Source organism: Burkholderia ubonensis (assembly GCF_001718695.1).
GTDB classification, from domain to species: Bacteria; Pseudomonadota; Gammaproteobacteria; order Burkholderiales; family Burkholderiaceae; genus Burkholderia; species Burkholderia ubonensis_B.
The window spans coordinates 1,584,428-1,611,419 of the sequence record NZ_CP013420.1; the positions used below are offsets into that span (position 1 = coordinate 1,584,428).

The following is a 26,992-nucleotide window of genomic DNA, read 5'->3' on the forward strand; positions in this document are numbered from 1 at the left end:
CTCGGTCAGCAATCGTTGCGCGCGTGGACTACATGGCTGGAGTGAACCGGTGCGCGTTAGACCGGCACCTTCTTCAGCATCTCGAGGCCGACCTGGCCGGCCGCGATCTCGCGCAGCGCGACGACCGTCGGCTTGTCGCGGCTTTCGATCTTCGGCGTATGGCCTTGCGCGAGCTGCCGCGCGCGATAGGTGGCGGCGAGCGCCAGTTCGAAGCGGTTCGGGATTTGCTTCAGGCAGTCTTCGACGGTAATGCGAGCCATGTTGGGTAATTCCTTCTGAATATAGTGCTTATTCTACCTTATGTCCCTCGACACTCGCCCGTCATTCCGCGTGCGGCTGGTGGATGCCGAGCTCGATGAACAGCTCCGCATGTCGCGCGTACTGCGAAATGAAGCGCTGGCGCGTCGCGGCGACGATGCATTCGAGCTCGGCGAGCGCGCGATCGAAGTTCTCGTTGATCACGACGTACTCCGCTTCCGATGCGTGCGCCATCTCGCTGCCGGCCGCGAGGAGGCGCCGCGTGATCACGTTCGGCTCGTCCTGGCCGCGCTTCTTCAGGCGCTCCTCGAGCGCGTCGAGCGACGGCGGCAGGATGAAGATGCCGACTGCGTTGCGGAACTGCTTCTTCACCTGCTGCGCGCCCTGCCAGTCGATTTCGAGCAGCACGTCGTGGCCGTTCTTCATCTGCTCCTCGATCCAGACGCGCGAGGTGCCGTAGAAGTTGCCGTGCACCTCCGCGCTCTCGAGGAATTCGTGCGCGGCGTGGCGCGCACGGAAATCGTCGACGGTCGTGAAATGATAATGCTGGCCATCCTGCTCGCCCGGACGCGGCTTGCGCGTCGTGTACGAGATCGACAGGCAGATATCCGTGTCCTTCGACAGCAGCGCGTTCACCAGCGTGGACTTGCCGGCGCCCGACGGCGCGACGACCATGAACAGGTTGCCGGGATAGATGCCGCCGTGCAGCGCATGCGCGGCGTGGCCGTCGTGGGTGGATTCGGTCATGTTGCGTTACTCCAGGTTTTGCACTTGCTCACGCATCTGCTCGATCAGCAGCTTGAGCGCCATCGACGCATCGGCCAGTTCCTTGGCCGCCGCTTTCGAGCCGAGCGTATTCGCCTCGCGATTCAGTTCCTGCATCATGAAGTCGAGACGCTTGCCGACGCGGCCGCCCTTCTCGATCACGTGACGCGTTTCGTTCAGGTGCGCGGTGAGCCGCGACAGCTCTTCCGCGATGTCGATCCGGATGCCGTACATCGTCACTTCCTGACGGATGCGCTCTGCGGCTTCCTCGCGCGACACGATCGGCGCGCTGCCTTCCGGCGCCGCGAGGCCGAGCGCTTCCTGCAGCCGCTCGACGATCTTCTGCTGATGCTTCGCGATCAGCTCCGGCACGAGCGGCGTGATGCGCGCGACGATCGCCTCCATCTCGGCGACGTTCGACAGCAGCATCGCCGCGAGCTGCGCGCCTTCGCGCGAACGCACGACGACCAGCTCGTTGATCGCCTCCTTGCCGCACGCGAGCACCGCGTCGCGGATCGCGTCGGCCGACACGCCGCTCTCGGCGATCACGCCGGGCCAGCGCAGGATCTCGCCCGCGCGCAGGCGGCCCACGCCCGGGAACGACTCGAGCACCGTGCGCTCGAGGTCCGCGAGCTGGCCGAGCGCCGCCTGGTTCAGCGCGCCCGCGCCGATGCTCTGCTCGCCGCGCTGCAGGTTGATGCGCACGTCCACCTTGCCGCGCGACAGCTTGTTCATCAGCATCTCGCGCAGCGCGGGTTCGCACGCGCGCACGTCGTCTGGCATGCGGAAATTCAGGTCGAGGAAACGCGAGTTCACGGTACGCAATTCGACCGACACGCTGGTGCCGCCGTTGCCCGTCGCCGCTGCGAGTTCGCGTGTCGCGCTCGCGTAGCCCGTCATGCTGTAGATCATGGTTCGTCTCGCCGTCTGAATGCCCTCGCGGGCCGGGGATAAGTCGAGGCGCCCGGCGCATTCGCAAGCGCGGGGCGGGAAACGCGCATTATCCCATTTTTGGCGCAGACCCCGCCGGGCGCGCCGGCCGTTCGGCGCTAAAATCAGGGTTTCCTCCCAGCCATCTTTCCCTCATGACGCAATCCACTTCCCGTCCGAGCGGCCGCCGCGCCGACGAACTGCGCAAGGTCACCCTGACGCGCCACTACACGAAGCACGCGGAAGGCTCCGTGCTGGTCGAATTCGGCGACACCAAGGTGATCTGCACGGCGAGCGTCGCCGAGCGCGTGCCCGAATTCCTGCGCGACCGCGGGCAAGGCTGGCTGACCGCCGAATACGGCATGCTGCCGCGCGCAACGCATACGCGCAGCGATCGCGAAGCGGCGCGCGGCAAGCAGACGGGCCGCACGCAGGAAATTCAGCGCCTGATCGGCCGCGCGCTGCGCGCGGTGTTCGACCTGGAGGCGCTCGGCCCGCGCACGATCCACATCGACTGCGACGTGATCCAGGCCGACGGCGGCACGCGCACCGCGAGCATCACCGGCGCGTTCGTCGCCGCGCACGATGCGGTGTCGAAGCTGATCGCCGCCGGCAAGCTCGCGCGCTCGCCGATCACCGACCACGTCGCCGCGATTTCGGTCGGCGTGTTCGACGGCACCCCGGTGCTCGATCTCGATTACCCGGAAGATTCGCGCTGCGACACCGACATGAACGTCGTGATGACGGGCGCGGGCGGCTTCGTCGAAGTCCAGGGCACGGCGGAAGGCGTGCCGTTCTCGCGCGACGAGATGAACGCGCTGCTCGACCTGGCGCAAAGCGGGATCGGCGAGCTCGTGCGGCTGCAGAAGGACGCGCTGGGTGTGAGCCATGTCTGACGATCGCCTCACGCCGCCGCTGTCGCGCATCGTGCTTGCGTCGAACAATGCGGGCAAGCTGCGCGAATTCACGGCGATGTTCTCGACCGTCGGCATCGACGTGATTCCGCAGGGCGACCTCGCGGTTCCGGAAGCGGAAGAACCGTACCGCACGTTCATCGAGAACGCGCTGACGAAGGCGCGGCACGCGGCGCAGCTCACCGGGCTGCCGGCGATCGCCGACGATTCGGGGCTGTGCGTGCGCGCGCTGCGCGGCGCGCCGGGCGTCTATTCGGCGCGCTACGCGCAACGCGCGGGGCTCGAGAAAGGCGACGCGGCGAACAACGCGCATCTCGTCGACCAATTGCGCGACGTCGCAGACCGCCGCGCGTACTACTGCTGCGTGCTCGCGCTCGTACGGCATGCCGACGATCCGGAACCGCTGTTCGCCGAAGGCCGCTGGCACGGCGAGATCGTCGACGCGCCGCGCGGCGCGCACGGATTCGGCTACGACCCGTATTTCTACCTGCCGTCGCTCGGCGCGACGGCCGCCGAGCTCGAGCCGCCGGTGAAGAACGCGCTCAGCCATCGCGCGCTCGCGCTCAAGGCGCTGCTCGCGCGGCTTGCGGAGGGAGAATGAACCGCCCCCACGCTCACATTCGTTCGCGGGGGGCGCCATGAGCCAGGCCGCGGACACCGGCGCGCGCGTCGTCGCGACCTTCACGTCGCCCGGGCAGGTGCGGCTGACGTCGCTGCCGCCGCTCGCGCTGTACCTGCATTTCCCGTGGTGCGTGCGCAAGTGCCCGTATTGCGATTTCAACTCGCACGAATGGAAAGGCGAGCGGTTTCCGGAGACCGAGTACCTCGACGCGTTGCGCGCCGATCTCGAGCACGCGCTGCCGCTCGTGTGGGGTCGGCAGGTGCATACCGTGTTCATCGGCGGCGGCACGCCGAGCCTGCTGTCCGCAGCCGGCCTCGACCGCCTGCTGTCCGACGTGCGCGCGCTGCTGCCGCTCGACGCGGATGCGGAAATCACGCTCGAGGCCAATCCCGGCACCTTCGAAGCCGCGAAGTTCGCGCAGTTCCGCGCGAGCGGCGTGAATCGCCTGTCGGTCGGCATCCAGAGCTTCAACGAGACGCACCTGAAGGCGCTCGGCCGCATCCATGACGCCGCGCAGGCGCGCGCGGCCGTCGAGGTCGCCGCGAACACGTTCGACAACTTCAATCTCGATCTGATGTTCGCGCTGCCGAACCAGACGCTCGACGAATGCCGCGCCGACATCGAGACCGCGCTGTCGTTCGCGCCGCCGCATCTGTCGCTGTATCACCTGACGCTCGAGCCGAACACGCTGTTCGCGAAGTTTCCGCCCGTGGTGCCCGACGACGACGCGTCCGCCGACATGCAGGAGTGGATTCATGCGCGCACGGCCGAGGCCGGCTACGAACGCTATGAAGTGTCCGCGTATGCGAAGCCGCATCACCAGTGCAAGCACAACCTGAACTACTGGCGCTTCGGCGACTATCTCGGGATCGGCGCGGGCGCGCACACGAAGCTGTCGTTCCCGAACCGCATCCTGCGGCAGGCGCGCTACAAGCATCCGGCGACCTTCATCGAGCAGGCGATGGCCGGCACGCCGGTCCAGGAAGAACGCGAAGTCGGCGCGCGCGACCTGCCGTTCGAGTTCATGCTGAACACGCTGCGGCTCGTCGAGGGCTTCCCGGTGCACAGCTTCGCCGAGCGCACGGGGCTGCCGATGAGCACGATCGAGCCGGCGCTGAAGGAAGCCGAACGGCGCGGGCTGATCGCGCGCGATTTCGCGCAGATCGCGCCGACACCGCTCGGCCAGCGCTTCCTCAACGACCTGCAGGAACTGTTCCTGCGCGACGATTGAACATGACCGCAAAGCATGGGACCGGAGTAAGCACTGAAGTGCCAACTCCGGTCGACAGGGGCGGCATTTCGGTTACAATGCCGCCTCGTGGAAGCGTGGCCGAGCGGTTTAAGGCACTGGTCTTGAAAACCAGCGACGGGCAACTGTCCGTGAGTTCGAATCTCACCGCTTCCGCCAGCAAGGTTCGCCAAACCCCGTCCATTCCCTGAATGACGGGGTTTTTGTTTGCGCCGCCGCACGGCATGCGGCACGACACGTGGCGGTATTCCCTGCCTGCCCCGTTGCGTGGCCATCGCCTAGAATTCGGATCAGAACGGCGACACGAACGCCGCCGCGCATTCGATGCCGCACGGGCTTACCCGCCCGCGCCGCACACGGAGACCGCCATGTCCGAACAGTCGACTCCGATCCGCCACGTCGATTACTACGAAGGCTTCGAGATCCATGTCGTGCCAACCTCGATGCCGGGCAACGACACACGCTTCACCTACACCGGCTATGTCTGCCATCCGGGCGCGAATCCCGCGCTGCCCGGCCACGCCGTGCCGTTCCATGCGGACGGCGAGGAAAGCTACTCGACCGTCGACGAAGCCGTCCACGAAGCCGTGCATATCGGCAAGAGCATCGTCGACGGCACGCATCCGGACCTGTCGGTCCTGTCGCTCGTCACGCACGGGTATTGAGCGGGCCGGCACGCGTCGCCTGACGATCAGCCGACAGGAGCGGCGCAGGTACGGCGCGCGTCATCAGCCGTCGCAGCCACGCGCGCCGCGCGATATACGTTTGTCGCGATGTCGCGCGATCCATCGCGCGACTATCATTTGTCTATCGTGTTCCCCGGCGCCACGCCATGTTCGCCATCCCCCTGTCAGGCGTCGGCCGGCTGCGTGTTGCCGCCGCGGCCGCCGTCGCCATGCTCGCTGCCTGCACGATCACCCTGCCGCCCCCACGCGCGGTCCTGACGATGCCGTCGGTCATACGCAGCGCCACCCTCGCCCAGTACCGCACCGAAGTTGCCGAACACGTCGCCGAGCGCAATCCGTCCGGCGTGCTGCGCGGCACGCCGCAGGCGATGCTGCGCTCGCTCGTCGTGCTCGCGTTCACGATCGATCGCAGCGGCCAGCTCGTGCACGCATCGGTATACCGCAGCAACGGCGACAGCGAGGCCGAGTCGCTCGCGCTCGCGTCGCTGCGGCGTTCGGCGCCGCTGCCGCCGCCGCCCGCGAAACTGCTCGACGGCAACGGCCAGGTAGAGCTGATGGAAAGCTGGCTCTTCAACGACAACGGCAAGTTCCAGTTGCAGAGCACCGCGTCGGCGCAGGCGCAAACGATCGACTGAAGCGGTGCGCGATTGCCGGCGCTCGGCAGCGCTGGCTATAATTTTCCGCATTCGCCGCGGCCATCACGCCGCACGCGGGCTCGCGCCTCACCAGGCAGGCGAGCCGATCACGGCGGCGACCATCCGTCTCCAGCGTCGACCGGCGGGCGACGATCCGCGCTGCGGCGCGCATCCATGCCGCCACCTTCTCCCGCTCGACGGTCCGGGCAGGCATCCGCCTGCGTGGCCGCGCACCTCACCGGGCGTTCATCAAGACCAAAAAACGGAGACATCCATGTCCGCATCCTCACCGGCCGTTGCGCACGCAACCAATACGGCCGGCGCCGTCAGCCACAAGCGCATCGTGTTCGCGAGCTTCATCGGCACCGCGATCGAGTTCTACGATTTCTACGTGTACGCGACCGCCGCCGCGCTCGTGATCGGCCCGGTGTTCTTCCCGCACGGCTCCGCAACCGCGCAGGCGCTGTCCGCGTTCGTCACGTTCGGCATCGCGTTCATCGCACGGCCGATCGGCTCGTTCCTGTTCGGTCATTTCGGCGACCGCATCGGCCGCAAGTCGACGCTCGTCGCGTCGCTGCTCGTGATGGGCCTGTCCACCACCGCGATCGGCCTCGTGCCCGGCTACGACGCGATCGGCACGCTCGCGCCGGTGCTGCTGTGCGTATTGCGCTTCGGCCAGGGCATCGGCCTCGGCGGCGAATGGGGCGGCGCCGCGCTGCTCGCGACCGAGCACGCGCCGCAAGGCAAGCGGGGCTGGTTCGGCATGTTCCCGCAGCTTGGGCCCTCGGTCGGCTTCCTGATGTCGAACGGGCTGTTCTTCGCGCTCGCCCTATCACTGTCCGACGCGCAGTTCCGCAGCTGGGGCTGGCGCATTCCGTTTCTCGTGAGCGCGGTGCTCGTCGCGCTCGGGCTGTACGTGCGGCTCAAGATCGCCGAGACGCCCGCGTTCCAGGCCGCGCTCGAGCGCAACGAACGCGTGCGCGTGCCGGTCGCGACGCTCGTCACGCAACACTGGCAGCCGACGCTGCTCGGCGCGCTGGCGATGGTCGTCTGCTACACGCTGTTCTACATCTCGACCGTGTTCTCGCTGTCGTACGGCGTCGCGACACTGCATATCCCGCGCCAGAGCTTCCTCGGCCTGCTCTGCCTCGCGGTCGTGTTCATGGGGCTCGCGACGCCGCTGTCGGCCTGGGCGTCGGATCGCTTCGGCCGCCGGCCGGTGCTGATCGTGGGCGCGATCGCCGCACTGCTGTCGGGTTTCACGATGGCGCCGCTGCTCGGCAGCGGCTCGATGCCGCTCGTCGCGCTGTTCCTGACGCTCGAGCTGTTCCTGATGGGCGTGACGTTCGCGCCGATGGGCGCGCTGCTGCCGGAACTGTTCCCGACCAATGTCCGCTATACGGGCGCGGGCGTCGCGTACAACCTCGGCGGAATCCTCGGCGCGTCGATCGCGCCGTACATCGCGCAGCTGCTTGCCGCGCACGGCGGCCTGTCGTGGGTCGGCGGCTATGTGTCCGTCGCGGCGGCGCTCAGCCTGATCGGCGTGCTGCTGATGCGCGAAACCCGCGACGCATCGCTCGTCTGAACTCCGGGACAGCCCCCGTTGTACGGCGCGCGGCGCTGCCTATACTCGGAGCCGGGCGCACCGCGCCCGGAACTTCTCCATCTCAAGGAGGCGCCGCGATGAACGTCCATCTGAACAACGCCGACCTCGTGCTGATCCTCGCGCTCGCGCTCGGCAGCGCGCTGCTGCTCGCCGCGCGCTTTCGGCCGCAAAGCTGGCGCGGGCTGCTCGTCGAAGCCTTGCTGGCGAATCTGGCCGCGATCGCGGCGGTGGTGACGGTCGAAGCGTTGCTCGCGTGAAGCGCTCGCGCGCACAGCGGCGTCGATAGCCCCGTCAGGCCGTCAAGCGCACACGCCGCGCGCCATGCGCCGGGCCGACCGCATCGATCGCGTCGAGCACCTGCGCAACCGACGGCGGCGCACCGGGCTCGCCGATCGACACGGCATGCGGCGCGCCGCCGATGCCGCAATGGTGCCGCGACGTCGCGACGAAGATCATCACGGTCGGGCGCTTCAATGCGTGCGCCATATGCACGAAGCCGGTGTCGACACCGACCACGAGCGTCGCCAGACCGATCGCCGCGCCCAGTTCGCGCACCGACATCGCGGGCAGCACGGTTGCCCCGGGCGCACGCGCGGCGATCTCCTGAGCGACCGCGTGCTCGGCCGGCGAGCCCCACGGCAGCAGCACGCGCATGCCGCGCGCCATCATCCGCGTCGCAAGCGCCGCCCAGCGCTCGACCGGCCATCGCTTGTCGTCGTTCGACGTGGCATGGAACATCAGCATGAACGGCCCGTCGTCGGTCACGGCGGCCGGCAGGCACGCGTCGTCGGGCGGCGCGACGATCCCGTAATCGGCGGCGCCCTGCGGCGCGTAGCCGAACGCCTCGCCCGCACTCACGCGCATCCCGTGCCAGGCATCGCATGCGGGCCGCGGGCCGAAATGGTCCGAATACGCGAAGCGCGCCCCCGATTCGCCGAGATCCTGCGTCTGATAGCCGACCCGGCGCGCGGCGCGCGCCAGCGCCGAGATGATCGCGCTCTTGTAGACGCCGTGCAGGTCGATGACCGCATCGTAACGGTGCGCGCGCAACGCGCTGATCGAGGCCCAGATCGCCTTCAGGTCGGCGCCGCCGCGCAGCTTCTTGAACCGCCGCAATGGCGCGCACAACACGTTGTTCACGCCGGGGTGCCAGCGCACCACCTCCGCACACGATTCGTCGACGGCCCAGTCGACCGTCACGCCCGGAAACGCGCGATGAAGGTCGGCGACCACCGGCAGGGTCTGGACGACGTCGCCGAGCGACGTCACTTTTACGATGAGGATGCGGTTCACGTTTATGTTCGAATTGCGAGAGCGGGGAATTTAGGGATACTAGTGAAGCCCGGACGACGTGAGGAATACAATCAACTTACATTTGCAACAAAATGTATCTTTATTGTGACGGCTTGTTAAACACGTCACGGCGCGATTTCCTTTTTTATAATCGGTCCTTTGCCAGCGGCCGCGCCGATGCAACGTTCCCCGCCATTGTTTCCCGCCCTCACCCGCCGCACCCGGCGCCTGTGGCGCCAGTACGGCGTGTTCTGGCTCGGCGCGATCGCCGTCGGCCTGACTGCCGTGTTCTATGCGCGATTGATCGACTGGGGGTATGACGCGTTCCGCACGCTGCGGCAGCACGCGCCCTGGCTGCCGCTGCTGCTGACTCCTGCGATCGCAGCCGGCTCGGTCTGGCTGACCCGCCGCTTCTTCCGCGGCGCGGAAGGCAGCGGCATCCCGCAGGTGATCGCGACGCTGCACGCGCGCCCCGGCGCGTTCGGCGCGCGGCTGCTGACGCTGCGCATCCTGTTCGGCAAGATCCTGCTTTCGTTCTTCGCGATCCTCGGCGGCTTCACGATCGGCCGCGAAGGGCCGACCGTGCAGGTCGGCGCGGCGCTGATGTTCAACCTGCGGCGCTTCTATCCGCGCTCGACCGCGCAGATCGAGCGCCAGCTCGTGCTCGCGGGCGCGGCGGCCGGTCTGTCGGCCGCGTTCAACACGCCGCTCGCCGGCATCGTGTTCGCGATCGAGGAGCTGACGCGCAGCTTCTCCGCGCGCGCGAGCGGCGTGCTGATCACCGCGATCATCATCGCCGGCGTGGTCGCGCTCGGGCTGAACGGCAACTACACGTATTTCGGGACGATCGACGCCGGCGCCCATTTCCCGAAGCTGCTCGCGGTCGCGGTGCTCGTCGCCGCGGTCGTGACCGGCGTCGCCGGCGGGCTGTTCTGCTGGCTGCTGCTCAATACCGGCCGCTGGCTGCCGGCGCGGCTGCTCGCGCTGTATCGCGAGCGGCCGATCGCGTTCGCCGCGCTGTGCGGCTTCGTGATCGCCGTGGTCGGTCTCGTGTCGGGCGGCACGACGTTCGGCAGCGGCTATGCGGAAGCGCGCGGCCTGCTCGACGGGCGCGAGCAATTGTCCGTGCTGTATCCGTTCCTGAAGATGGTGTCGATGGTCGCGTCTTACCTGCCCGGCATCCCGGGCGGCATCTTTGCGCCGTCGCTGTCGATCGGCGCGGGTTTCGGCAACCTGCTGCACGTCGTGTTCGGCAACATGAGCCTGCCGGTGCTGATCGCGCTCGCGATGGTCGGCTACCTCGCGGCGGTCACGCAATCGCCGATCACGTCGTTCGTGATCGTGATGGAGATGATCAACGGCCACGCGCTCGTCATTTCGCTGATGGCCACCGCGCTGATCTCGAGCCGCGTCTCGCGCTTCTTCGTGCCGCCGCTGTACGAGACGCTCGCGCAGCGCTATCTCGCGCCGCCGGCCGCCGCACCGTCCGCTACGGCACCAGCGGCGGCTGCCGCTGCCGCGGCGGCTACGGCCGCGAGCGGCGTCACGGAGCCGCAGGATGCGCCAGCCGATCCGCTCGACACGCTGCGCGAAGAAGACGGCGACGCAGAGGTCGCGACGCAGGCGCAATCGCCGTCATCCGGATCGGCACCCGCAGCCGGCCACGACGCAGCGCACGCCTCTGCGGCACGGCCCGATGCCGACTCGCCGGCGTCGACGGCAGCCGACCCGCGCGACGCTCAGTAGATCACCACCGGCGCCGGCCGGTAGTAGACGGGACGGGCCGGCACGACGACGCAGCCGGCGAGCGTGACGGCGACGAGCGCGATCACGAATACGGTTCTTTTCATCGCACGCCCCCGTTACGCCCAGTGCCCGCGCGTCCAGAACCAGTTCGGACCGCGCTGGTCCCAGTGGCCCGGTACCCAGTGCATGCCGATGCGCTCGGTTTCCCAGTGGCCGCCGATCCATACGTATTGGCCATGATCCCAGCGCCAGTGGCCGCGCTCCCATACGTAGCCGACCCGCGCGGCCGGCACGACTTCATGGCGGACAGGCGGCGGCGCGTTCGGCGCGACGACGACGATCTGCTCGGCCGGCATCGCGACCGGCTCCGCGACGACCATCCGGCCCGACGGCACCATCAGCGGCGCGCCGACGAGAATCTCGTCCGCGCGCGCGGCGAGCGGCGCGACGACGGCCGACAGGCCCGCGACGCACAAGGCCAGCGAAACGATACGGCGTTGAACAGTAAAGACAGCCATTACAACCTCCTGATTGAACAAGCAACGCGAGCGTATTCGTTCAATGCGGGAGCAGGGGTTACGGCCGACAGGCGCCGTGTTACGGCGTGCCCGAAAGTGCAACAGGGCGTAAGACGCGCGCGGCGGCGGGTGCTCGCCGCGCGGAACGGGAACAACGCGGGTCAGGCTTGCGGAATCTCGATCTTCACTTCGAGCACCTCGAGATCGTCCTGACGCTCGAGGCTCACGCGGATGTCATCGTTCGAAATCTGCACGTACTTCGAGATCACGGCGACGAGTTCCTTCTGCAGTGCCGGCAGGTAGTCGGCCGGCGGCTTTCCGCCGACCCGCTCGTGCGCGATGATGAGCTGCAGGCGCTCCTTCGCGATCGACGCGGACTTCTTTTTCTCGCCGAGGAGAAACGACAGAATGGACATGGGCGGCCTCCGTTACTTGCTGCCGAAGAGGCGCTGCAGCAGGCCCGGCTTCTGGTATTCGGTGAAGCGCAGCGGCTTGTCCTCGCCGAGGAAGCGCCCGACGATGTCCTTGTACGCTTCGGCGACGTCGGTGCCGTCGAGGTGCACGGCCGGCAGGCCCTGGTTCGACGCGTGCAGCACCGCTTCCGACTCCGGGACCACGCCGATCAGCTTGATGCGCAGGATTTCGCTGATGTCCTCGAGCGACAGCATCTCGCCTTCGTTGACGCGCTTCGGGCTGTAGCGGGTGATCAGCAGGTGCTCCTTGATCGGGTCCTTGCCTTCGGTCGCGCGCTTGGTCTTCGACGACAGGATGCCGAGAATGCGATCCGAGTCGCGCACCGACGACACTTCCGGGTTCGTGACGATCAGCGCTTCATCCGCGAAGTACATCGCGTGCAGCGCGCCGGCCTCGATGCCCGCCGGCGAATCGCAGATGATGTATTCGAAATCCATCGCGGCAAGGTCGTTCAGCACCTTCTCGACGCCGTCGCGCGTCAGCGCATCCTTGTCGCGGGTCTGCGACGCCGGCAGGATGAACAGGTTCTCGCACTTCTTGTCCTTGATCAGCGCCTGGTTCAGGTTCGCTTCGCCCTGGATCACGTTCACGAGGTCGTACACGACGCGACGCTCGCAGCCCATGATGAGATCGAGGTTGCGCAGGCCGACGTCGAAGTCGATCACGGCCGTCTTGTGGCCACGCAGCGCGATGCCGGACGCGAAGCTCGCGCTCGTCGTCGTCTTGCCCACGCCGCCCTTGCCGGAAGTCACCACGATGATTTTTGCCATTTCCCCTATACCCTGTGTTCGTCAATGAGAGCCGATCGATCCGGCGTGCGCCGCGTGCTTCACGTCAGGCGCAGCGGTTCGATCATCAATTTTTCCTCTTCGAGCCGGATCTGCACCGCTTTGCCCAGCACGTCGGCAGGCAGCGGGTTCTCGGTGGTTCGATAGATACCCGCAATCGAAATCAGTTCCGGCTCCAGACACGTGCAGAAAATGCGCGCGTCGTGATTGCCGTGCACGCCCGCCAACGCGCGGCCGCGCAACGGCGCGTAAATGTGGATATTGCCTTCCGCAATGATCTCGGCGCCGTGACTGACCGGCGCGAGCACCACGAGGTCTCCTTTCGCGTAAACCTGCTGCCCCGAGCGCAACGGCCGATCGACCACGAGCGTCTGCGCACCCGTCGTGGGCGCGCTCGGTGCGAGCTCTGGCGCCGGTTCCGGCACCGCTTCCGCTGCCGCCGCAGCGACAGGCGGCTCGGCCTCGTCGGCCGGCTCCGGCTTCGCCGTGGCTCCGCGGCGATCGCGCGCCTCGAGCAGCGGCAGGCCCGCCTCGCCCGCCCAGCCCTGCGACGCCAGCGCGACGACGCCCACCGGGCGCATCCGCACGTCGTTGAGCATCTGGCGGATGTCACCCAGCGCCACGCGCTCGCCTTCCGCGAGACGACGGACGTCGATCACCACGACGTCGTCGGCAAAAAACTCGGGAGTCGCTTCGAAGCGCTTGACCAGCTCGGCGCGCAACGCGTCGAGATCGGTCGTCTTTACGGTAAACAGCAACGTATCGACCGAGCCGCTGCGCAGTTCGAAGAATGGCGATTTTTTAAGCGACATGGACACTCTGCAAAAATTTTTTGCGTATTTTACAGGCGTCCACGCGACCAGCCATTATTTTTGGGCGACCTGGCAAGCGGTGTCGCAAGACGCGCGCGACCGGCGCGCGGACAGCGGGACGCGCGCACGGGCCTTCGTCACTCGGCGCGGGCCCGCACCTGCGCGCGTCACGGCGTATCGATGTGGGATACGAACAACGACTTCATCGCGCCCGGCATTCGCGCGATCGGCGCATGCTCGCCGGTGTTGCCGAAGCCGGCACGCTCGTAGAAGCGGATCGCGTTGCGGTTCGCGTCGGCGATCCATGCATAGACTTCCTGCGCGCCGCGCTCGGCGAGCCACGCGCTCGCGGTGTCGAGCAGCAGCCCGCCGCGCAGATGACGGACTGCATGCGCGACCCACAGCTCGCTCACGAAGGCGCGGCGCTCGGGCGTGTTGTCGAAATACGCGCCGATCATGCCGGCCGGATGGCCTTCCGTGTACAGCAGAAACGTCGTCGACTGATCGGACGTCGCGCGCTGCGCGGCAATGGCCGCCGCCGCGTCGGCATCGACGTTCAGCAATTCGGCCTCCGGCGCTTCGCCAGGTGCGTAGGGCTCACGCAGCGACGCGGCGCGGAGTTCGCGATACACGTTGCCCTGGTCGGCAGCGATACGACGAACGGTCAAGGTCGAACTCATGCAGGCACAGCCCCCTTCGGACAGCAAGCTATAAGCTTCATCCGAAAGCGGGGCATGAGTCAAATCGTTATTTTCAAACGGCCGCGCCGATCGAGAGTCGGCGCGCAACGCAAGCGCGTGCGGGCCGCCGCCGCTGTGCACGTGCAGCATGCTGCCGTCGGTCGGTGAACCGTCACGACGAGCGCGTCCGGCCTTCGGACCGTGCGCCTCGCTCGGCTTGTCACTCGGGCATTCGAGCAATCGACGTCCGATGCGGAGACGTCGAAACCGTCAGCGTCCGGCATCCGCACATGCGAAAACGCGGCGCGCGCCGTCCTCGTCGCGCGATCGATATTGCGACGCAACATTCGTTGCAGCGTCGGTCGTCGGCTGTCGCACAGGCTTCGGGCATGCATTCATCTGATCAGAACGCGGGCCGCGCGGGCAGATCGCGCCGCGCGGTGCCCGTTTCAATCGCCCGGCGTCGCCGCCCGCCCGCGAGCCCCACATGCGGTCCGCCGTTTGGAGTTTCGCGCCTAGCGCCGGAGTTTGGAAAGCGGCCGCGCCCGTCGTATAACTGGCACAGCCGGACGATCGATCCGGTGCCGCGCCTGCCTCACGCCGCATCGCGGACCACCACGACGAAATGACACGAGCGGCCGTCGCGCTTGCAGGCGCAGCCGGCCCCCAATGGAGGGAGACGATGGCGACGACCGACGGACCGGCCGCGGGCTGGTCGGATGGCAAGCGTTACCTGTGGCTGCTCGGCGCGCTGACGATCACGCTGCCGATCCTCGCCGCCCAGCTTGCGCTGTCGACGGGCATCCACGTGTTCTGGTGGTTCGGGCCGCTGTTCGCGTTCGGCGTGATCCCGATTCTCGATACGCTGATCGGCGACGATCGCGACAATCCCCCCGAGAGCGTCGTGCCCCGCCTGGAACAGGACCGCTACTACCGGCTCATCGTCTATCTCGCGACGCTCGTCGAATACGTCGCGTTCTTCGTGGGCGTCTGGATCGTCGGCACGCACACGCTCGCATGGTACGACTACGTCGGCTTCGCGCTGTCGGTCGGCGCGGCCACCGGCATCTCGATCAACACCGCGCACGAGCTCGGCCACAAGACCAGCCGCTTCGAGCGCCGGCTCGCGAAGATCACGCTCGCGCCGGTCGCCTACGGCCATTTCTTCGTCGAACACAATCGCGGCCATCATGTACGGGTCGCGACCGCCGAGGACCCGGCGAGCGCGCGCTACGGCGAATCGTTCTGGGCGTTCCTGCCGCGCACCGTGACCGGCAGCATCCGCTCCGCGTGGCATCTGGAGCACACGCGCCTCGCGCAGCTCGGGAAGTCGCCGTGGACGTGGCGCAACGAGGTGCTGCATGCGTGGGCGATGACCGTCGTCGTGTGGGGCATCGCGATCGCGCTGGCCGGCAAGGTGGTGGTCCCGTTCCTGCTGATCCAGGCGGTGTACGGCGCGTCGCTGCTCGAAGTCGTGAACTATGTCGAGCATTACGGGCTCGGGCGCATGAAGCTGCCGAACGGCCGCTACGAGCGCTGCGCGCCGCAGCATTCATGGAACAGCAATCACGTCGTGACGAACCTGTTTCTGTATCAGTTGCAGCGGCACGCCGACCATCATGCGAATCCGACCCGCTCGTACCAGGCGCTGCGCCACTTCGACGATGCGCCGCAGCTGCCGGCCGGCTACGCGACGATGATCCTGCTCGCGTACGTCCCGCCGCTCTGGTACCGCGTGATGAACCCGCGCGTCGTCGCGCACTACGGCGGCAACATGGCGCATTCGAACATCAAGCCGTCGATCCGCGAGAAGGTTCTCGCGCAGTACGGCGCGGCGGCCTGAGCCCTTCCTGCGACGCGTTGCGCGCGACGGTGCGGCTTGCCGCGCCGCCACCCGCTCAGGCCGTCGCCGTTGCCGTTGCCGGCAGCTTGAACACCGCCACCGCGTGCCGCAGCGCGCCCGCCTGCTCCGCAAGCGCCTGCGTCGCGGCCGACGCCTGCTCGACGAGCGCCGCGTTGCGCTGCGTCGCGTCGTCCATCTGCGTGACCGCGATGTTGACCTGGTGGATGCCGCCGCTCTGCTCCTGCGATGCCGACGAAATCTCGCCGACGATCGTCGTGACCCGCTCCACCGCGCCGACGATCTCGCGAATCGATTCGCCCGCGCGGCCGATCAGCGCCGCGCCGGCATCGACGCGCTGCGTCGACTGATCGATCAGCGCCTTGATTTCCTTCGCCGCGGCGGCGCTGCGCTGCGCGAGCGTGCGCACTTCGGCCGCGACGACCGCGAACCCGCGCCCCTGCTCGCCCGCCCGCGCGGCCTCGACCGCCGCGTTCAGCGCGAGGATGTTGGTCTGGAACGCGATCCCGTCGATCACCGAAATGATCTCGCCGACCTTCGCCGAGCTGTCGGCGATGCCGCTCATCGTCTCGACGGCCTGCGCCATCACGCCGCCGCCGGCCGACGCGACCTCGGACGCGTCGCGCGCCAGTTGCGCCGCATACTGCGCGTGCTCAGCCGATTTACCGACGATGCCGGTCAGCTCGGTCATGCTCGCCGCGGTTTCCTCGAGCGACGCGGCCTGCGCCTCGGTGCGCGCCGACAGGTCATGATTGCCGGACGCGATCTGCGCGCTCGCGGTCGCGACCGACTCGGCGTGTGCGCGCACCTCGAGCACGACGCCCGACAGACTTGCCTGCATCGTCTGCAACGCACGCAGCAGGTCGGCGATCTCGTCGCGGCCGGCCACGGAGAACTCGCGCGTCAGGTCGCCGTCGGCGACCGCCTTCGCGCACGCGACCGCCGCGTCGAGCGGCCGCAGGATCGCGCGGCTGAACAGGAACGCGCCGATCATCGCGACGACCAGCACGACCAGCATCAGCACGATGCTCGTCACGCTCGCGTAGCTCGCATCGCGGCTCGCCTGCGCGGACACCGCCGCGCTCTGCTCGGCGATCACCTTCGCCGCGCGTTCGAGCAACGCGGCGGGCGTCCGGTCGACGCCCGCGACTGCCGCATCGCCGGCCGTCGGATCGAAGCCGGCGGCCTTGAAGGCGTCGAAGCCGCGCCGGTAGCCGTCGCCCATCGTCGCGTGTGCGCGCATGAACTGCTCGACGAGCGTGCGGCTCTCGCCGGCCGGCAATTGCTTGTCGAGCTGCGCGGCGAGCGCGTTGACCGCACGCTCGCGCGTCTGGAACGCGCTCCAGTACTTGTCGAGCTTGTCGGCTTGCTTGCCTCGCAGCAGCGTGTCCTTCCACTCCTGGACCTGCAGCTTGAACTGCACGAGCGTCGCCGAGATGAGCCGCTCGTTGGTGACGTTCGTCTGCACGTCGTTCGTGAACGTGTCGATCGAGCGATTGAGGATGTGAATGCCGTACAGCGCGCCGGCGAACATCAGCAGCAGCGCGACGGCGAACGCGAGGGGAATCTTGTAGCTTAGCTTCATGGGACCTTGAATCGGAAGACGGCGACGACGCGGAAAACGCGCGTTGCTGACTTCTGTTAACGGCGTAAGGGGCCGGGGCTGAAGCGGCGAAGCCGCGGGGATGGGCGGTGCTGGCGACGTTGCGGAGCGGAATGCCTGCCGGCGCGCATGCGGGGCATCGAAGGCATCGACACCGCTTCCGTTCGCGATCGCACGGACAAAACGAAAAACCCCTTGATCCTTCCGGATCAAGGGGCTTCGTATTTTGGCGGAGAGGGTGGGATTCGAACCCACGGTACGGGGAAACCGTACGCCTGATTTCGAGTCAGGTACATTCGACCACTCTGCCACCTCTCCTTCCTTTACTGCATTTCCCCGGTTGGTCGTTTCCGGGAAAGAAAAGATTATAAGACGATCTCTTCGCGGCTGACAAGCCCTTTCTGAAAATTTTTTACGAGGGCTTCGCAAGACCCGCGTTACGACGCCTGCGCAGGCGCGTCGATCCGCTCCCCGCCGCCCATGTACGGGCGCAGCGCTTCAGGCACCGTGACCGAACCGTCGGCGTTCTGGTAGTTCTCGAGCACGGCCACCAGCGTGCGGCCGACCGCGAGGCCCGAACCGTTCAGCGTATGCACGAGCTCCGGCTTGCCTTGCGCGTTACGGAAACGCGCCTGCATCCGGCGCGCCTGGAACGCCTCGGTGTTCGAGCAGCTCGAGATCTCTCGATACGTGTTCTGCGCGGGCAGCCACACTTCGAGGTCGAACGTCTTCGCGGCCGAAAAGCCCATGTCGCCGGTGCACAGCGTGATCACGCGGTACGGCAGGCCGAGCTTCTGCAGGATCGCTTCCGCATGGCCGACCATCTCGTCGAGCGCCGCATACGACGCTTCCGGCTCGACGATCTGCACCATCTCGACCTTGTCGAACTGGTGCTGGCGGATCATCCCGCGCGTGTCGCGGCCGTACGAGCCCGCTTCCGAACGGAAGCACGGCGAATGCGCGGTCAGCTTGATCGGCAGCGCGGACGCTTCGACGATCGACTCGCGCACGGTGTTCGTCAGCGAGATTTCCGACGTGGAGATCAGGTATTGCGTGACGGTGTTCTCCGCCCCGCCCTTCTCGACGCGGAACATGTCGTCCGCGAACTTCGGCAGCTGGCCGGTGCCGTACAGGATCTCGGGGTTCACGATGTACGGCGTATACGTCTCGGTGTAGCCGTGCTGCAGCGTGTGCGTATCGAGCATGAACTGCGCGAGCGCGCGGTGCAGGCGCGCGATCGCGCCGCGCAGCATCGTGAAGCGCGCGCCGGCGAGCTTCGCGCCGGTCTCGAAATCGAGGCCGAGCGGCGTGCCGACGTCGACGTGATCCTTCACGTCGAAGTCGAACTGGCGCGGCGTGCCCCAGCGGCGCACCTCGACGTTGTCGTTCTCGTCCTTGCCGACCGGCACGCTGTCGTGCGGCAGGTTCGGCATGAGCAGCAGCAGGTCGGACAGGCGCGCCTGGATCTCGCCGAGCTTCACCTCCGACGCCTTCATCTCGTCGCCGATGCCGCCGACTTCGGCCATCACCGCCGACGTGTCCTCGCCCCGCCCCTTCATCGCGCCGATCTGCTTCGACAGGCTGTTGCGGCGCGCCTGGAGCTCTTCGGTGCGGGTCTGGATCGCGCGGCGTTCCGCTTCGAGCGCGGAAAACGCGGCGACGTCGAGGGTGTAGCCGCGATCGGCGAGGCGCTTGGCGACGCCGTCGAGGTCTTTGCGCAGCAACTGGATGTCGAGCATGGGAGGACAGGAAATTCGTTGTGTAAGACGGGAATTCTAACGCACCGCGCGCCCGTGCCGGCATCGGCCGGATGGACAACGCCGGAACACGCCGCGGCCGGCCGTGGCAGACTCGTGGTGCCGGCCGCATGTCGCCCGCCGGCAAACCGCCACGCAGGGGACCCGAGAACCGATGGCCATCGAACTGGACAAGGACGTACGCGACCGCGCGATCGCGTCGCTGCAACGTTATTTCACAGAAAACATGGACGAGCCGATCGGCAACATCCAGGCCGGCGCGCTGCTGCATTTCTTCGTCGAGGAGATCGGCCCCGCGATCTACAACCTCGCGATCGCCGACGCGCAGTCGAGCCTGCATACGCGCGTCGCCGAACTCGACATCGACTGCCATCAGGAGCCGTTCGACTACTGGAAGAAGCGGCCCGCCCGCAAGCGCTGAGCGGCCCGCGCTCCGTTCGTTAGTCCTTCTTGCCCGCCTCGCGGTCGAGCTCGCGCAGCCACGCGAGCTTGTCGGCGATCTTCGATTCGAGCCCGCGCGGCACCGGCTTGTACCAGCGCGGCTCGCGCATCCCGTCCGGCAGGTACGTCTCGCCGGCCGCATACGCGTTCGGCTCGTCGTGCGCGTAGCGGTACGCGTGGCCGTAGCCGAGCTCCTTCATCAGCTTGGTCGGCGCGTTGCGCAGATGCACCGGCACCTCGCGCGACTTGTCCTGCTTCACGAACGCCATCGCCTGGTTGAACGCGTTGTAGCCCGCATTGCTCTTCGCCGCGCACGCGAGATAGATCACGGCCTGGCCCAGCGCGAGCTCGCCTTCCGGCGAGCCGAGCCGCTCGTAGGTCTCGGCCGCGTCGTTCGCCATCTGCATCGCGCGCGGATCGGCGAGGCCGATATCCTCCCACGCCATCCGCACGATCCGCCGCGCGAGATACTTCGGGTCCGCGCCGCCGTCGATCATCCGGCAGAACCAGTACAGCGCGCCGTCCGGGCTCGAGCCGCGCACCGACTTGTGCAGCGCCGAGATCTGGTCGTAGAAGTTGTCGCCGCCCTTGTCGAAGCGGCGCGCGTTCAGCGTCATCGCGCTGCTGACGAAATCCGCGTCGATCGTCGTCACGCCGGCCGACGTGGCCGCCGTCTGCGCCTGCTCGAGCAGGTTCAGGAAACGCCGCGCATCGCCGTCCGCATAGCCGACCAGCGTATCGACCGCCTTGTCGTCGAACGCTAGCCCTTCGAGCGCGATCTCCTGCGCGCGCTTGAGCAGCTGGCGCATCTCGTCGTCGGTCAGCGACTTCAGCACGTAGACCTGCGCGCGCGACAGCAGCGCCGAGTTGACCTCGAAGCTCGGGTTCTCGGTGGTCGCGCCGATGAAGGTCACGAGCCCCGACTCGACGAACGGCAGCAGCGCATCCTGCTGGCCCTTGTTGAAACGGTGGATCTCGTCGACGAACAGGATCGTGTGGCGGCCGGTGCGGTTGAGCGTGTCCTTCGCCTGCTCCATCGCCTCGCGAATGTCCTTCACGCCGCCCAGCACCGCGGACAGCGCGATGAACTCGCAGTCGAACGCGAGCGCGGTAAGCCGCGCGAGCGTGGTCTTGCCGACGCCGGGCGGGCCCCACAGGATCATCGAATGCGGCTTGCCCGATTCGAAGGCAAGCCGCAGCGGCTTGCCTTCGCCCAGCAAATGCGTCTGGCCGATCACCTCGGCGAGCGTCTTCGGCCGCAGCGCCTCGGCGAGCGGCCGGCGCGGTTCGACTTGAAACAGGTCGGACATGAACCCTCGCTCCCCATCATACGGTGGCGACCGAACGCGGCCGCCGGACCCGACATTATGACAGCCGCGCGACACGACCGCCGCGCCTGGTGCCCGCGCCCGGTGCCCGCGCCCGGTGCCCGCGCCTGGTGCCCGCGCCCGCAAACGACACGGGCCTGCCATCGCTGGCAGGCCCGTCGGCAACTGCGGCGCGCGGGCGCCGGTCAGCCGGTGATCACGTCGGCGCCCTTCGGCACGACGAACTTGAACGTATCCGACTTCAGCGGCGGGTTCGTCTGGATGTTCGTGAACGTCAGCAGCGTGACGTTGCCGAACACGTCGTGCAGCTCCATCGCGGCGAGCGTGCCGTTCCTGAAGCCGATGCCGATCCGCTGGAACTGCGTGTCCTGCGCCTTCGGCAGCATCTCGAGCCACTCGATGCCGCCCTTCTCGCCGGCGTCGCGCAGCGTGTAGTTCTTGTCGAGGTCGTTGCTGCCGAACAGGATCGCGGCCGGGCTCGCGCCCAGCGCGCCGGCCAGCTTGCGCTCGGTGACCTGGTTCAGGTCGCGGTCGTACACGTAGAGCTTGTCGCCGTCGGCCTGCAGCACCTGCTGGTACGGCTTCTGGTAGGTCCAGATGAACTTGCCCGGACGCGCGAACACGAACGTGCCGCTCGAGTTGTCGGTGGACTTCGGCGCTGCCTGCGCGGCGCTCGCGCCCTTCGCCGGCGCCTTGACGATCTGCTGCGTGAATTCGCCCTTCGCCGAACGCACCTGCGACACGAAGGCCTTCAGCTGTTCGGTGCCGCCCGCGAACGCATGCGTCGCCGCGAGCATCAGCGATGCGCCGGCGAGCGCCGCGCCGAGCCAGCGCCGCGTCGAACGAAGGGAAGGGGCGAACGGATGTTGCTGCATGATGCGGTTTTCTCCCTGGGTGGCCTGCGTGCGCCGCGGACTCATTCCGCGTCGCGCGCCGGCACAAGAATTTCGCGGTTGCCGCTCGACGACATCGCCGACACGAGCCCCGACTGTTCCATCTGCTCGAGCAGCCGCGCGGCGCGGTTGTAGCCGATCCGCAGATGGCGCTGCACGAGCGAGATCGACGCGCGGCGGTTCTTGATGACGATCTCGACCGCCTGGTCGTACAGCGGATCAGACTCGCCGCCGCCTTCGCCGGTTCCCGCGCCGGCCGAGCCCTCGTCGCCGTCGGCGGTGCCGCCCTCGAGCAGGCCCTCGACGTAGTTCGGCTCGCCCTGCTCCTTGAGCTTCTCGACGACGCGGTGCACCTCGTCGTCGGCGACGAACGCGCCGTGCACGCGCACCGGCAGCCCGGTGCCGGGCGGCAGGTACAGCATGTCGCCCATCCCGAGCAGCGATTCGGCGCCCATCTGGTCGAGGATCGTGCGCGAGTCGATCTTCGACGACACCTGGAACGCAATGCGCGTCGGCACGTTGGCCTTGATGAGGCCGGTGATCACGTCGACCGACGGACGCTGCGTCGCGAGGATCAGGTGGATGCCGGCCGCGCGTGCCTTCTGCGCGATCCGCGCGATCAGCTCCTCGACCTTCTTGCCGACGACCATCATCAGGTCGGCCAGCTCGTCGATCACGACGACGATGTTCGGCAGCCGGCCGAGCGGCTCCGGGTCCTCCGGCGTCAGGCTGAACGGATTCGGGAGCTTCTCCTCGCGCTTCGCGGCCTCGTCGATCTTGTTGTTGTAGCCGGCGAGGTTGCGCACGCCGAGCTTGCTCATCAGCTTGTAGCGCCGCTCCATCTCGGCGACCGTCCAGTTGAGCGCGTGGCCCGCCTGGCGCATGTCGGTGACGACCGGGCACAGCAGATGCGGAATGCCTTCGTAGACGCTCATTTCGAGCATCTTCGGATCGATCAGGATCAGGCGCACCTGGTCGGCGGTCGCCTTGTACAGCAGCGACAGGATCATCGCGTTGATCCCGACCGACTTGCCCGAGCCGGTCGTGCCGGCCACCAGCAGGTGCGGCATCTTCGCGAGATCGGCGCACACCGGCTTGCCGCCGATGTCCTTGCCGAGGCTCAACGTGAGCGCCGACGACGCGGCCGCGTACACCTCGGAGCCGATGATCTCCGACAGGTGCACCGTCTGGCGGCGCTGGTTCGGCAGCTCGAGCGCCATGTAGTTCTTGCCGGGAATCGTCTCGACGACGCGGATCGACACGAGCGACAGCGAGCGCGCGAGATCCTTAGCGAGGTTCACGATCTGGCTGCCCTTCACGCCGGTGGCCGGCTCGATCTCGTAGCGCGTGACGACCGGGCCCGGATACGCGGCGACGACGCTCGCCTCGACGCCGAAATCCTTCAGCTTCTTCTCGATCAGCCGCGACGTGAATTCGAGCGTGTCGGCGGAGATCGCCTCCTGGGCCTTCGGCGCCGGGTCGAGCAGCGAGACCGGCGGCAGCGTCGAATCGCCCGGCAGGTCGGTGAAGAGCGGCACCTGGCGCTCCTTCTCGACGCGCTCGGACTTCACCGGCGTGACGACCGGCGGCACGATCGTCACCGGCTCGTGATCCTCGATGCGCACGCGCTCTTCCTCGACCTTGCCTTCGCGGCGCACGGCCGCGGCCTCGCCGAGCCTGCGGTCGCGCTCGGCCTCGCGGCGCAGCTTCGCGACGTTGACGGCGGACAGGATCGCGCCGCCGACGCGCTCGGCGACCGACAGCCACGAAAAGCGGAAATACAGCGACAGGCCGATCGCGAGCGCGATCAAGAGCAGCAGCGTGCCGCCCGTGAAGCCGAACGCGTGCGACATCGCGCCCGCGACCGCCTCGCCGACGACGCCGCCCGGCGCGCGCGGCAGCTGCACCTTCAGCGACCACATCCGCAGCGCCTCGATGCCGTCGCACGCGAGCAGCACGAGCACGAACGCGAATACCTCGGTCAGCCAGCCGACCGGCCGCTCCGGCTCGTCGGGCAGCGCTTCGTGGCGGGTGATGCGGCGATAGGTGGCGTTGATGCGGCGCCCGAGCGGCACGAGCAGCCAGTAGGCCGACAGGCCGAACAGCAGCAGCACGATGTCGGCGGTCCACGCGCCGACGCGGCCCGCCCAGTTGGTGATGTGATCGACCTGCGCCGCGTGCGTCCAGCTCGGATCGCGCCGGCTGTAGCTCAGCAGCGCCATCACCAGAAATGCGCACAGCGCGACCTGGAGAATCCAGCGGATCTCCGTGAGGAGCTTCGACATCCGGTGCGGCAACGCCTGTGCCTGAGCGGAATAAGGAGCTTTTGCCATGAATCCGTATAGAGAAGACGGGCCGCGCACGCCGCGCACGCCGCGCGCCCGCCGATCGTTCGAGCCCGCTTATTGTAAACGCTGCGCCGCGCCGCCAAGTGTAAATGACGGTTACATGGGCGCCGGCCGGCGACCGCCCCGTCGCCCCCGCCCCGCCGAACGCTATCGCCCCGATTGAAACTCTCGTTCGGCAGCGCAACAACAGGGCCTTTATAATGCGCGTCTGATACCCATCTACGGTGGCATCCCGGTCTACCCCGACCGTCCGGCGCGCTCACCCCGCCCGCCGCGGCCGCCTTTTACGGATTTTCGCACATGTCCACGCCCAAACACGCCAAAGTCCTGATTCTCGGTTCCGGCCCCGCCGGCTATACGGCTGCCGTCTACGCGGCGCGCGCCAACCTGTCCCCGGTGCTGATCACCGGCATCGCGCAGGGCGGCCAGCTGATGACCACGACCGACGTCGAAAACTGGCCGGCGGACGCGAAGGGCGTGCAGGGTCCCGAGCTGATGCAGCGCTTCCTCGAGCACGCCGAGCGCTTCAACACCGAGATCCTGTTCGATCACATCCACACCGCGAAGCTGCACGAGAAGCCGATCCGCCTGATCGGCGACGCCGGCGAATACACGTGCGACGCGCTGATCATCGCGACCGGCGCGTCGGCGCAGTACCTCGGCCTGCCGTCCGAGGAGGCGTTCATGGGCAAGGGCGTGTCGGCCTGCGCGACCTGCGACGGCTTCTTCTATCGCGGCCAGAACGTCGCGGTCATCGGCGGCGGCAACACCGCGGTCGAGGAAGCGCTCTACCTGACGGGCATCGCGAACAAGGTCACCGTGATCCACCGCCGCGACAAGTTCCGCGCGGAGCCGATCCTCGTCGACCGCCTGCTCGAGAAGGAAAAGGAAGGCAAGGTCGAGATCAAGTGGAACCACGTGCTCGACGAAGTGACGGGCGAGGATTCGGGCGTCACGGGCCTGCGCATCAAGCACGTGCAGTCGGGCGCGACGGAAGACCTCGCGGTGCAGGGCCTGTTCGTCGCGATCGGCCACAAGCCGAACACGGACCTCTTCCAGGGCCAGCTCGAGATGAAGGACGGCTACATCCTGACGAAGAGCGGCCTGCAGGGCAACGCGACGTCGACGAGCGTGCCGGGGGTGTTCGCCGCGGGCGACGTGCAGGACAACATCTACCGCCAGGCGATCACCAGCGCGGGCACCGGCTGCATGGCCGCGCTCGACGCGCAGCGCTACCTCGAAAGCCTGCACGACCACAAGTAAGCCGCGCGCGCCGGGCGCTACAATGGCGTCCGCTGCCGCGACGCACGCTTGACGAAAAGCCGCTGCCGGCGCAGCGGCTTTTTTCATGCCCGCGCGCCCGCGCGCGTTTGCCTTGCGTGTGTGAATCATGGCGAAGAACCAGCCCCATCCGAGCGACCCCGCGAAGCGGCAGGCCGCCGCCCGTCCCCAGCAACCCGCCCCGGCCGCGCCGCCGGCGCCCGAGCCCGCCGCGCTGCGCGGCCAGGGCCTCGCCGGCCTCGGTGCGCTGCGCACCGCGCTCAAGGGCGAAGCCGAGCGCCGCGAGCGCGATCGCGTCGAAACCGCGAAGGCCGCGCGCCAGGCCGAAGCCGACGCGAACCTGTTCCGCAACGAGATCGGCGCGATCCGGCCGCTCAACGCGCCCGCGCGCGCCGCGTTCCGGCCGCGAGCCGCCCGCGCCCGTGCCGAAGCAGACCCAGCGCGACGAGGAGGCGGTGCTGAACGCGACACTGTCCGACGAGTTCGATCCCGAGACGCTGCTCGACAGCGACGAGTCGCTCTATTACCACCGCCCCGGCGTGAGCCGCGACGTCGTGCGCAAGCTGAGGAGCGGCGCATGGATCGTCCAGGCGCAGATCGACCTGCACGGGATGCGCCGCGACGAAGCGCGCGACGCGCTCGCCGGGTTCATCCGCGAGTCCGGCAAGAAGGGGCTGCGCTGCCTGCGCGTGATCCACGGCAAGGGCCTCGGCTCGGTCGGCAAGGAGCCGGTGCTGAAGGGCAAGGTGCGCGCGTGGCTCGTGCAGAAGGAGGAAGTGATCGCATTCTGCGAGGCGCGCGGCCACGACGGCGGCGCGGGCGCGGTGCTCGTGCTGCTGCAGCCGTCGGCCGCGCCCGGCGAGCGGGGGCCGCGTGCCGCATCCTAGGCTGACGCTCGCGATCACGGTACTCGAGGCCATTGCGACGCTCGCGTTCGCGATCTCCGGTTTCATCGAAGCGCGCAAGAACCGGCTCGATTCGGTCGGCACGTTCGTCGTCGCGCTCGCGACGGCGTTCGGCGGCGGCACGCTGCGCGACATCCTGCTCGAACGCCGGCCGTTCTACTGGGTCGTGCACGACGACTACGTGCTGGTGATCTTCGCGCTGTCGCTGTGCGCGCCGTTCGTGCTGCGGATGCTGTCGCGGCTGTCGGCCGAACGGACGCTGCTCGTCGCCGACGCGGTCGGCCTCGGCATCTTCAGCGTGTCCGGCACGTCGATCGCGCTCGACGCCGAGATGCCGCGCTTCATCGCGGTAATGATGGGCGTGATCACGGGCGTCGTCGGCGGCATCATCCGCGACGTGCTGTGCAACGACATCCCGCTGATCCTGCGCGACTCGCGGCCGTACGCGACCTGCGCGTTCGTCGGCTGCTGGTTCTACCTGGCGCTCATGTGGCTGGACGTCGATTCGGTCTACAGCGTGCTGACGGCGACCGGCTTCATCCTCGTCGCGCGGCTCGTCACGTTCAAGTTCGACGTGCGGCTGCCGCACTGACATCGTC

The 26,992-nt window shown here is 67.9% G+C and carries 26 protein-coding genes, 2 tRNA genes and 1 pseudogene; 14 read left to right on the plus strand and 15 right to left on the minus strand.

The annotated features are described in order from the left end of the window. Window positions 1-56: 56 nt before the first annotated feature. The 3 genes from rpoZ to WJ35_RS07170 all read right to left on the minus strand — a co-directional run bounded on the left by rpoZ (window position 57) and on the right by WJ35_RS07170 (window position 1,935). The gene (gene rpoZ / locus WJ35_RS07160; RefSeq protein ID WP_006400783.1) at window positions 57-260 is read right to left on the minus strand and encodes a DNA-directed RNA polymerase subunit omega; all 204 of its coding nucleotides are present in this window, start codon (window positions 258-260) and stop codon (window positions 57-59) included. A gap of 61 nt (window positions 261-321) precedes the next feature. Further along, window positions 322-1,005, minus strand: a complete 684-nt coding sequence (gmk, locus tag WJ35_RS07165; RefSeq protein ID WP_010091690.1) for a guanylate kinase — start codon at window positions 1,003-1,005, stop codon at window positions 322-324. Window positions 1,006-1,011: 6 nt separating this feature from the next. Next, on the minus strand, window positions 1,012-1,935 hold the full coding sequence (locus WJ35_RS07170; protein ID WP_060231417.1) for a YicC/YloC family endoribonuclease: 924 nt from the start codon (window positions 1,933-1,935) through the stop codon (window positions 1,012-1,014). 173 nt (window positions 1,936-2,108) lie between these two features. On the opposite strand from WJ35_RS07170, the gene rph reads away from it, so the two are divergent. The 8 genes from rph (at window position 2,109) to WJ35_RS07210 (ending at window position 7,922) form a co-directional block, all read left to right on the plus strand. Continuing rightward, on the plus strand, window positions 2,109-2,849 hold the full coding sequence (rph, locus tag WJ35_RS07175; RefSeq protein WP_060231419.1) for a ribonuclease PH: 741 nt from the start codon (window positions 2,109-2,111) through the stop codon (window positions 2,847-2,849). Beyond that, window positions 2,842-3,468, plus strand: coding sequence for an RdgB/HAM1 family non-canonical purine NTP pyrophosphatase (rdgB, locus tag WJ35_RS07180; RefSeq protein ID WP_060231421.1), 627 nt, complete (start codon window positions 2,842-2,844; stop codon window positions 3,466-3,468). Before rph ends, rdgB begins: the two co-directional genes overlap by 8 nt. 37 nt (window positions 3,469-3,505) lie before the next feature. Beyond that, window positions 3,506-4,720 (plus strand): radical SAM family heme chaperone HemW, encoded by a 1,215-nt coding sequence (gene hemW / locus WJ35_RS07185; protein ID WP_060231423.1) that lies wholly within the window; start codon window positions 3,506-3,508, stop codon window positions 4,718-4,720. Window positions 4,721-4,809: 89 nt separating this feature from the next. Continuing rightward, window positions 4,810-4,897 (plus strand) — tRNA-Ser (locus WJ35_RS07190). A 209-nt stretch (window positions 4,898-5,106) separates the two neighbouring features. After that, window positions 5,107-5,403, plus strand: a complete 297-nt coding sequence (locus tag WJ35_RS07195; protein ID WP_010091685.1) for a hypothetical protein — start codon at window positions 5,107-5,109, stop codon at window positions 5,401-5,403. A gap of 167 nt (window positions 5,404-5,570) precedes the next feature. Then, a complete protein-coding gene (locus WJ35_RS07200) occupies window positions 5,571-6,059 on the plus strand; it encodes a TonB family protein (protein WP_060231425.1) in 489 nt (162 codons plus the stop codon). Window positions 6,060-6,333: 274 nt separating this feature from the next. Next, window positions 6,334-7,644 carry an MFS transporter gene (locus WJ35_RS07205; RefSeq protein ID WP_069238972.1) on the plus strand — a complete coding sequence of 437 codons (1,311 nt, stop codon included), beginning with the start codon at window positions 6,334-6,336 and terminating at the stop codon, window positions 7,642-7,644. Between the two features lie 98 nt (window positions 7,645-7,742). Continuing rightward, a complete protein-coding gene (locus WJ35_RS07210; protein WP_011883712.1) occupies window positions 7,743-7,922 on the plus strand; it encodes a hypothetical protein in 180 nt (59 codons plus the stop codon). Window positions 7,923-7,956: 34 nt separating this feature from the next. Here WJ35_RS07210 and waaC read toward each other — a convergent pair whose 3' ends face one another. Then, on the minus strand, window positions 7,957-8,958 hold the full coding sequence (gene waaC / locus WJ35_RS07215; protein WP_069238973.1) for a lipopolysaccharide heptosyltransferase I: 1,002 nt from the start codon (window positions 8,956-8,958) through the stop codon (window positions 7,957-7,959). A 177-nt stretch (window positions 8,959-9,135) separates the two neighbouring features. Here waaC and WJ35_RS07220 point away from each other — a divergent pair, with 177 nt between their 5' ends. Continuing rightward, complete coding sequence (locus tag WJ35_RS07220; protein ID WP_069238974.1) at window positions 9,136-10,704, plus strand: chloride channel protein; 1,569 nt, start codon at window positions 9,136-9,138, stop codon at window positions 10,702-10,704. A gap of 116 nt (window positions 10,705-10,820) precedes the next feature. Here the strand turns inward: WJ35_RS07220 and WJ35_RS07225 are convergent, their stop codons facing one another. The 5 genes from WJ35_RS07225 to WJ35_RS07245 all read right to left on the minus strand — a co-directional run bounded on the left by WJ35_RS07225 (window position 10,821) and on the right by WJ35_RS07245 (window position 14,126). Further along, entirely contained in the window at window positions 10,821-11,222 is a 402-nt protein-coding gene (locus tag WJ35_RS07225; protein ID WP_069238975.1) for a YXWGXW repeat-containing protein, read from the minus strand. A 161-nt stretch (window positions 11,223-11,383) separates the two neighbouring features. After that, window positions 11,384-11,638 carry a cell division topological specificity factor MinE gene (minE, locus tag WJ35_RS07230; RefSeq protein ID WP_010091676.1) on the minus strand — a complete coding sequence of 85 codons (255 nt, stop codon included), beginning with the start codon at window positions 11,636-11,638 and terminating at the stop codon, window positions 11,384-11,386. Window positions 11,639-11,650: 12 nt separating this feature from the next. Beyond that, on the minus strand, window positions 11,651-12,466 hold the full coding sequence (gene minD, locus WJ35_RS07235; RefSeq protein ID WP_010091675.1) for a septum site-determining protein MinD: 816 nt from the start codon (window positions 12,464-12,466) through the stop codon (window positions 11,651-11,653). A gap of 59 nt (window positions 12,467-12,525) precedes the next feature. Beyond that, window positions 12,526-13,296, minus strand: coding sequence for a septum site-determining protein MinC (minC, locus tag WJ35_RS07240; RefSeq protein ID WP_069238976.1), 771 nt, complete (start codon window positions 13,294-13,296; stop codon window positions 12,526-12,528). A gap of 167 nt (window positions 13,297-13,463) precedes the next feature. Then, window positions 13,464-14,126 carry a GNAT family N-acetyltransferase gene (locus tag WJ35_RS07245; RefSeq protein ID WP_230459679.1) on the minus strand — a complete coding sequence of 221 codons (663 nt, stop codon included), beginning with the start codon at window positions 14,124-14,126 and terminating at the stop codon, window positions 13,464-13,466. Window positions 14,127-14,658: 532 nt separating this feature from the next. Between WJ35_RS07245 and WJ35_RS07250 the strand changes: the two genes are divergently transcribed. After that, on the plus strand, window positions 14,659-15,819 hold the full coding sequence (locus WJ35_RS07250; RefSeq protein ID WP_060231439.1) for an alkane 1-monooxygenase: 1,161 nt from the start codon (window positions 14,659-14,661) through the stop codon (window positions 15,817-15,819). Between the two features lie 55 nt (window positions 15,820-15,874). Here WJ35_RS07250 and WJ35_RS07255 read toward each other — a convergent pair whose 3' ends face one another. The 3 genes from WJ35_RS07255 to serS form a co-directional block, all read right to left on the minus strand. Beyond that, window positions 15,875-17,422 (minus strand): methyl-accepting chemotaxis protein, encoded by a 1,548-nt coding sequence (locus WJ35_RS07255; RefSeq protein WP_069238977.1) that lies wholly within the window; start codon window positions 17,420-17,422, stop codon window positions 15,875-15,877. A gap of 245 nt (window positions 17,423-17,667) precedes the next feature. Beyond that, window positions 17,668-17,758: transfer RNA gene (locus WJ35_RS07260), tRNA-Ser, on the minus strand. A 119-nt stretch (window positions 17,759-17,877) separates the two neighbouring features. Further along, the gene (gene serS / locus WJ35_RS07265; protein ID WP_060231444.1) at window positions 17,878-19,179 is read right to left on the minus strand and encodes a serine--tRNA ligase; all 1,302 of its coding nucleotides are present in this window, start codon (window positions 19,177-19,179) and stop codon (window positions 17,878-17,880) included. Window positions 19,180-19,351: 172 nt separating this feature from the next. On the opposite strand from serS, the gene WJ35_RS07270 reads away from it, so the two are divergent. Further along, window positions 19,352-19,618: a DUF2164 domain-containing protein gene (locus WJ35_RS07270; RefSeq protein WP_010091671.1), complete on the plus strand. Its 267-nt coding sequence runs from the start codon at window positions 19,352-19,354 to the stop codon at window positions 19,616-19,618. Window positions 19,619-19,637: 19 nt separating this feature from the next. On the opposite strand, the gene WJ35_RS07275 is transcribed toward WJ35_RS07270, so the two are convergent. From WJ35_RS07275 to WJ35_RS07285, 3 genes are all read right to left on the minus strand, one after another. Then, entirely contained in the window at window positions 19,638-20,948 is a 1,311-nt protein-coding gene (locus WJ35_RS07275) for a replication-associated recombination protein A (RefSeq protein ID WP_045566504.1), read from the minus strand. 203 nt (window positions 20,949-21,151) lie between these two features. Next, on the minus strand, window positions 21,152-21,841 hold the full coding sequence (gene lolA / locus WJ35_RS07280; RefSeq protein ID WP_059984663.1) for an outer membrane lipoprotein chaperone LolA: 690 nt from the start codon (window positions 21,839-21,841) through the stop codon (window positions 21,152-21,154). Window positions 21,842-21,882: 41 nt separating this feature from the next. Further along, window positions 21,883-24,192, minus strand: a complete 2,310-nt coding sequence (locus WJ35_RS07285) for a DNA translocase FtsK (protein ID WP_060231446.1) — start codon at window positions 24,190-24,192, stop codon at window positions 21,883-21,885. A 315-nt stretch (window positions 24,193-24,507) separates the two neighbouring features. Here WJ35_RS07285 and trxB point away from each other — a divergent pair, with 315 nt between their 5' ends. The 3 genes and pseudogenes from trxB (at window position 24,508) to WJ35_RS07300 (ending at window position 26,985) form a co-directional block, all read left to right on the plus strand. Next, entirely contained in the window at window positions 24,508-25,470 is a 963-nt protein-coding gene (gene trxB, locus WJ35_RS07290) for a thioredoxin-disulfide reductase (protein ID WP_059535949.1), read from the plus strand. 127 nt (window positions 25,471-25,597) lie between these two features. Beyond that, a pseudogene (locus WJ35_RS07295) lies at window positions 25,598-26,375 on the plus strand (Smr/MutS family protein). Continuing rightward, window positions 26,362-26,985 carry a trimeric intracellular cation channel family protein gene (locus WJ35_RS07300; protein WP_060231450.1) on the plus strand — a complete coding sequence of 208 codons (624 nt, stop codon included), beginning with the start codon at window positions 26,362-26,364 and terminating at the stop codon, window positions 26,983-26,985. The pseudogene WJ35_RS07295 and the gene WJ35_RS07300 overlap by 14 nt, the downstream one beginning before the upstream one ends. Window positions 26,986-26,992: the final 7 nt, after the last annotated feature.